This window comes from Vibrio hepatarius, assembly GCF_043642085.1.
GTDB lineage: Bacteria > Pseudomonadota > Gammaproteobacteria > Enterobacterales > Vibrionaceae > Vibrio > Vibrio hepatarius_C.
Genome location: NZ_JBHZSA010000029.1, coordinates 1 through 6,144 on the forward strand (window position 1 = coordinate 1; position 6,144 = coordinate 6,144).

Annotated in this window: 6 protein-coding genes; all 6 read right to left on the minus strand. The window is 41.8% G+C overall.

All coding sequences use genetic code 11. From position 1 onward, the window contains the following. Positions 1-1,887: 1,887 nt before the first annotated feature. Positions 1,888-2,361, minus strand: a complete 474-nt coding sequence (locus ACHUFZ_RS20950) for a GrpB family protein (protein ID WP_182027557.1) — start codon at positions 2,359-2,361, stop codon at positions 1,888-1,890. A 738-nt stretch (positions 2,362-3,099) separates the two neighbouring features. After that, on the minus strand, positions 3,100-3,582 hold the full coding sequence (locus ACHUFZ_RS20955; RefSeq protein ID WP_394128678.1) for a tetratricopeptide repeat protein: 483 nt from the start codon (positions 3,580-3,582) through the stop codon (positions 3,100-3,102). 151 nt (positions 3,583-3,733) lie between these two features. Beyond that, on the minus strand, positions 3,734-4,228 hold the full coding sequence (locus tag ACHUFZ_RS20960) for a GNAT family N-acetyltransferase (RefSeq protein WP_394128679.1): 495 nt from the start codon (positions 4,226-4,228) through the stop codon (positions 3,734-3,736). A 132-nt stretch (positions 4,229-4,360) separates the two neighbouring features. Next, positions 4,361-4,789 carry a GNAT family N-acetyltransferase gene (locus ACHUFZ_RS20965; protein WP_394128680.1) on the minus strand — a complete coding sequence of 143 codons (429 nt, stop codon included), beginning with the start codon at positions 4,787-4,789 and terminating at the stop codon, positions 4,361-4,363. A gap of 142 nt (positions 4,790-4,931) precedes the next feature. Beyond that, positions 4,932-5,453 (minus strand): GNAT family N-acetyltransferase, encoded by a 522-nt coding sequence (locus ACHUFZ_RS20970; protein ID WP_394128681.1) that lies wholly within the window; start codon positions 5,451-5,453, stop codon positions 4,932-4,934. Positions 5,454-5,607: 154 nt separating this feature from the next. Then, positions 5,608-6,054, minus strand: a complete 447-nt coding sequence (locus tag ACHUFZ_RS20975) for a GNAT family N-acetyltransferase (protein ID WP_394128682.1) — start codon at positions 6,052-6,054, stop codon at positions 5,608-5,610. Between the last annotated feature and the right edge of the window lie 90 nt (positions 6,055-6,144).

A 6,144-nucleotide genomic window follows, 5' to 3' on the forward strand; every position in this document is an offset into this window, starting at 1 on the left:
CTCCAAAGGAATACTAAAGTGATACTATTCTATCACTTTGAGTATAGCAAGCTCCATGACGGCTAACGCCCAATTAACGTGTGAGCAGCGCAGACACTGAACCTAAACACTGCGCCGTAAACACTAAATTCAACCCGAAGTGAGAGCGCCAAGCGTTGCGAATCACTGTTGAATTGTTTGTTATGTTTTACCACAAGCTCCTGACTTAATTGAGAAAGAACTGCTATTTCTGGCTAGTTTTCTGAACTGAACCACAAGGCAAGAGCCAACTTGACCACCAAAGGCGACCAACCTAAAACGTATAATTCCACTTCCCTGCCCAATGAGGCAACCCGACTAAGAAACAACGAGCGCCCTTTCTTTCCAACCAAAGCGCAGACAATAGAAAATTGCCGAGACAACTGCCAAGCCGAAATGCTGATTGGCTAAGAATCTAAAAGCGACTTTAAGCCAGTTAAACATGAAACCGACCGCCACGACCTGGCAATGAAGCAACCCACGGACATTGGCATGTTTTACGGCCAGAGTAATTCATGAACTTAGGCCGACAATGCGGATTTGCTGAGTCTACTAGGGACGAATTGCCAAAGGGACTATGAACTAGAGCCCAAGACCTTTAAGCCTTTGAATTACAAGTAAACATAACGCCCAATTAACGTGTGAGCAGCGCAAACACTGAACTAAACCATTGCGCCGTAAACACTAAACTCAACCTGAAGCGAGAGCGCCAAGCGTTGCGAATCACTGTTGAATTGTTTGTTATGTTTTACCACAAGTTACTGACTTAATTGAGAAAGAACTGCTATTCCCAACTAGTTTTCTGAAGTAAACCACAAGGCTGAAACCAACTTGACCGCCAAAGGCGACCAACCAGAAACAAGTAATTCCACTTCCCTGCCCAATGAGGCAACCCGACCAAATCACAACGAGCGCCCTGTCTTTCCAACCCATACGCAAAACAATGCTGAATTGCCGAAGCAACTGCCAAGCCGAAATGCTGATTGGCTAAGAATCCAAAAGCGACTTTTAGCCAGTTAAACAAGAAGCCAACCGCCACGACCTGACAATGAAGCAACCTACGAACATTGGCATGTTTTACGGCCTGAGAGATTCAAGAACTTAGGCCGACAATGCGGATTTGCTGAGTCTACTAGGGACGAATTGCCAAAGGGACAAAGAACTAGAGCCTAAGACCTTTAAGCCTTTGAAATTCAAGTAAACATAACGCCAAATTAAGTAGTGAGTAACGCTACCACCTACCTGAACTATTGTGCCGTAAACACCGAAGCTGATTCAAAGCAAAAATGCCGAGCGTTACGAATCTGCTTAAATTTATTGTTATGTTTATTTGTCTCGGCTTAGTGCTTAATCATCACAATGCACGAAAGTTCGCAAGCTTTCAGTAAAATCGAGACATTTTGCAAAATGACCAAGCAAAGTTTTTAGCTAGTCTATTTTTTAGTTCGAATCCCAAACAAAGCAAAGTATATTGAAATAAATACAATAGCACTGTGTTTCATTAAATAGGCATCATAAACTGAGGTTCCCGCTCTATACGATTTGTAGTTTTGGGTCTCCCCTAATTCCAAAGTAAAATAGATAGTTTCCAGACTTAAGATGGAAATAATAATTAATACCACTCTGGCAACTAAAGCTAGACTTTTGCTTAAGTATACCTTTGTTAAATATTTAGCCATAAATCATCTCTCAATTAGACCCTAGTTCTAACTTAGCAAAGTGTCTACTAAACGTGGGGTAGTCCAAAACATAACGCCGCGTTAAGTAGTGAGCAACGCAGACCACCCTACCTAAACTATTGTGCCGTAAACACTAAATTCAAAGCAAACCGAAAATGCCGAGCGTTGAGAATCTGTCTTAAACGCTTTGTTATGCCTGTCCTAACACGCGCTCAATAAAAGCTGATTTTTTCCGACGATACTCTTCGTGAGACCAACCTGTACAAGACATTTTCAGCTCATTGTATCGTTGAACTAACTCAGGACTTTTACGGAGTTTGTCTCTAAACCCCACAAAAAACTCAAATTCCGAACCATTAGCTACAACTTGAAAAGCGACATCCTCACCTGAGCTCTTTTCCAGCATGCAAAGCTCCGGAGTTCTTAACGTATCGGATTTTTCGTTGAAACCTAGAGTAGAAAGTAACTTTACTGCATTTTCTAGTTCCTTGCCGTTAACACCAACAAGTATGTCTAGGTCACCTTTAGATATAGCATTAGGGATAGAGGAAGCTCCAATATGCTCAATAGATGCATCTGGAAGTAAAGCAGCTATCTCAAGTTCGTACTTACGATACAGGTTTTCACAAGATGCCTGATATTCATCTGCTTTGTAGAACTGCATATTTTCTCCCAAAAGGCATAACGCCCAATTAAGGGGTGAACAACGCCTCCCCCAAACCTAAAGCATTGTGCCATAAACACTAAATTTGAAGTAGAAGCAAAAATGCCGAGCGTTGTGAATCCCTCTTAAATTGCTTGTTATGTTTTACCACAAGCTACTGACTTAATTGAGAAAGAACTGCGATTTCATGCTAGTTTTCTGAGCCCAACCACAAGGCTAGAGCCTACTTGACCGCCAAAGGCGACCAACCTAAAACGTGTAATTCCACTTCCCTTCCCAATGAGGCAACCCGACTTAGCTTCAACAAACACCCTATCTTTCCAACCAAAGCGCAAAACAAGGCTGAATTGCCGAGACAACTGCCAAACCGAAATGCTAATTGGCCAAGAATCCTAAAGCAACTTTAAGCCAGTTATACAAGAAGCCGACCGCCACGACCTGACAATGAAGCAACCCATGAACATTGGCATGTTTTATGGTCTGAGTGATTCAAGAACTTAGCCCGACAATGCGGATTTGCTGAGTCTACTAGGAACGAATTACTTAAGGGACAAAGAACTAGAACCCAAGACCTTTAAGCCTTTGAAATACAGGTAAACATAACGCCCAATTAAGGGGTGAACAACGCCTACACCCAAACTTAAAACATTGTGCCATAAACACTAAATTTGAAGTAGAAGCAAAAATGCCAAGCGTTGTGAATCCCTCTTAAATTGCTTGTTATAAGCGTGTTTCGTTTTACCACTTTCTATCTAAATCTTCTGCGTATAAAGAAATAGCTCGCTGATACTCTTTAATTGCATCACTGTTCGTGGTTGATACTAAAAGTTCGAGTAGTAATGATGTTGCTTCTTTATGGCGTCCCAAGTTGTAGAGACACATGGCATAGAAAGGCTGAACTTCAATGGAACTAGGGTACTCTCTTAGAGTTTGCTCAAAGTAGCTTAACGCCTCCGAATACATGCCAAGGCTTCGATAAGTACTCGCTAGCCCAAACAAAGCATCAAACCTTTCTACCGACGATAAAAGACCTGAAAGAGATGACAGATAATGAGTAATCGCTTCTTGCTCTTTACCTTCGTTGTCGTATGACCAAGCAATTTGCAAGTGAGCTTTAGCAGAACAAGCTTCATCGTTTAGCAGCGTTTTTAGCAAAGCTCTCGACTCTTGATACTTACCCTGTTTCCGCAATTCAATTGCTTGTTTGATGATACTTTCCATAATTTTCCTCGAAGCTTATAACGCCCAATTAAGGGGTGAACAACGCGTCCACCCAAGCCTAAAGCATTGTGCCATAAACACTAAACTGACTTGAAGTGAGGGCGCCAAGCGTTGTGAATCCCTCTTAAATTGCTTGTTATAAGGCGGACTTTTAGTTAAGCGCCTTTTCCAACCAAACCGAACTAATGTACTCACCATTTTTCTTTGCATATTCATTGAATACGCCAATTTCTCTAAAACCAAAACGTTTGTGTAAGGCAACTGAAGCATCATTAGGTAATGCGATACCTGACAACACCCTGTGGACTCCGCAACCAGAAATTGATGAGAACAGCTTAGAATACAGTTTTGAACCAACACCTTTACCTTTTGCTGTTGAAGCAAGGTACACGGTAACTTCAGCTGTATCCTCAAATGCTGAAATGTCCCTATAAGGCTGGGAACATGCGAAACCTAGCAACTCCCCACTTTCGATAGCAACGAAAAGTTGATGCCTACTATTATATGAGAATTGAGAGAACCAATTTAGACGGTTTTCTTGCGTAAATGCCCGCTCTTCAAAACGAGCGTTAGTATGCTCTACGTAAAAGTTAAAGATATCGGTGATGGCTGCAACATCGCTTAGCTTCCCCACTCTGATTTCCACGTAAATTCCTTTTATCTTCGAGCCTTATAACGCCGCATTAAGGTGTGAGCGGCGCTTGGCTATACTTGAGCGAAGCGAAAACGCCAAGCGTTGCGAATCACTCTTAAATGCTTTGTTATACGCGTGCTGACACTACAACGAAACTGTCATAACCTTATGATTTAGCTCACTTTCCATATCAACTGCTAACCAACCTAATGACTCGTACAACGATGGTACATTTGTGTAAGCATACAGGTTACTTTGAGTTGCTGCTGATACTTGGCTAACACCTCGGTTAATCAGTTCACTAGCAATACCTTGCCCGCGCCAATCTGGTGAAACATAAACAGCATTAAACCAAATAACTTCTGAGTCACCATGAGGTTCTTTAAAGCTCGAATAAGCAAGACCACCGATAACTTGATTGTCTCTGAGAGCGACAATTACCGGTGGAAGATTAGATTGTGGCTTATAAGTATCTACGAACCGAAAATCAGACCATTCTGTTTGAAACAGCTCCTCTAGAGCAACCCAATACTGACTATTTTCATCGCAATTTCTGAATACTACCTTGTTCATATTGGATTATTTCCTCAAAAGCGTATAACGCCAAATTAAGGTGTGAACAACGCTGACACCTTACCTAAAGCATTGTGCCATAAACACTAAACTGGCTTGAAGTGAAAGCGCCGAGCGTTGTGAATCACTCTTAAATTTATTGTTAGTTGCGTTCTAACCACTCCGACCGTAACACCCCATATTTGACGGAGTCATAGTATTCACCATTGTAGTAACGAACCTTTCTAAGTCTCGCTTCTTGTTGAAAACCCAGTTTCAAGGCCAAAGACATCATTCGAGGATTACCCGACCAAGTGGTTAAACCAACCCTCTCGATTTCTTTAGTTTCGAACACGTACGATACCCATAAAGGTAGAGCAAGCGCAGCAATGCCCTTACCCCAATACTTTGCATCGTAAATCACTACACCAGCTTCAAGCCAACGAGTTTCTTCACATTCCCAGTAGCAACTAACCGTTCCAACAGGAATATCGTCAACAGTAATTAATTGTAAGTCTGAGCCAGCGACTAAACGTTGAAATGATGAACTTTCAAACTGTTCTAATGTTGGGTGAGAATATGGAAAATAAGGACCATTGAACTTCATCCATTCATCATTTGAAATAACCAAAGAATGGAGAGATTCCAGTTCGTCTTCCTTGGCTGGTCTAATATCTACTTTCATATCTTCCTCAATACTTCCCGATTCTTTGTAGCAAACTAACGCCGAATTAAGGTGTGAACAACGCTAACACCTGAACTAAACCATTGTGCCGTAAACACTAAAGCTGAAGCAAACCAAAAATGCCGAGTGTTGTGAATCACTCTTAAATTTATTGTTATGTGCGTACTAAAGACATTGGTACGAACCTAATTCCGTTGAACTCGGCTTCTTCACCTGTTGCTACGAAACCATTGCGATTGTAGAACTCAACAGCATTCACCGATGAACGCAGGCTAACTTCACGAGCATCTGTCCGATTGAGCAAATGATTCAATAAAGCACGACCTAAACCTGAACCTTGCTGTGAATTAGCAACAAATAAATGTGTTAGATAATTCCCATCACGTAAAGCAGCAAAACCAAGGACTTCCCCACCTGATACGGCCTTAACAGATGAAAACTTCTCATGGTCAAAAGTTGTCACTAGGTCAGGTAAAACTCTGTCCTTATACTCTTGCTTTCCCCGTTCATTAAACAATGGAAGCACATCCTTGTCTGAGACCTCTGAAACAAGTCTTGTCACTGCCTCTAAGTCCGATTTTAGGACCTTCTGAATTTCCATACTCCCTCCGAGCACATAACGCCCTGTTAAGGGGTGAGCAACGCAATACCAAAGCCGCCGCATACCACCTTAATCACTAAAACCAACGCA

Bases quoted from the DNA above. Each gene is read 5' to 3' on its own strand.
- ACHUFZ_RS20950 (WP_182027557.1), bottom strand. From the start codon at position 2,361: ATGCAGTTCTACAAAGCAGATGAATATCAGGCATCTTGTGAAAACCTG.
- ACHUFZ_RS20955 (WP_394128678.1), bottom strand. From the start codon at position 3,582: ATGGAAAGTATCATCAAACAAGCAATTGAATTGCGGAAACAGGGTAAG.
- ACHUFZ_RS20965 (WP_394128680.1), bottom strand. From the start codon at position 4,789: ATGAACAAGGTAGTATTCAGAAATTGCGATGAAAATAGTCAGTATTGG.
- ACHUFZ_RS20970 (WP_394128681.1), bottom strand. From the start codon at position 5,453: ATGAAAGTAGATATTAGACCAGCCAAGGAAGACGAACTGGAATCTCTC.
- ACHUFZ_RS20975 (WP_394128682.1), bottom strand. From the start codon at position 6,054: ATGGAAATTCAGAAGGTCCTAAAATCGGACTTAGAGGCAGTGACAAGA.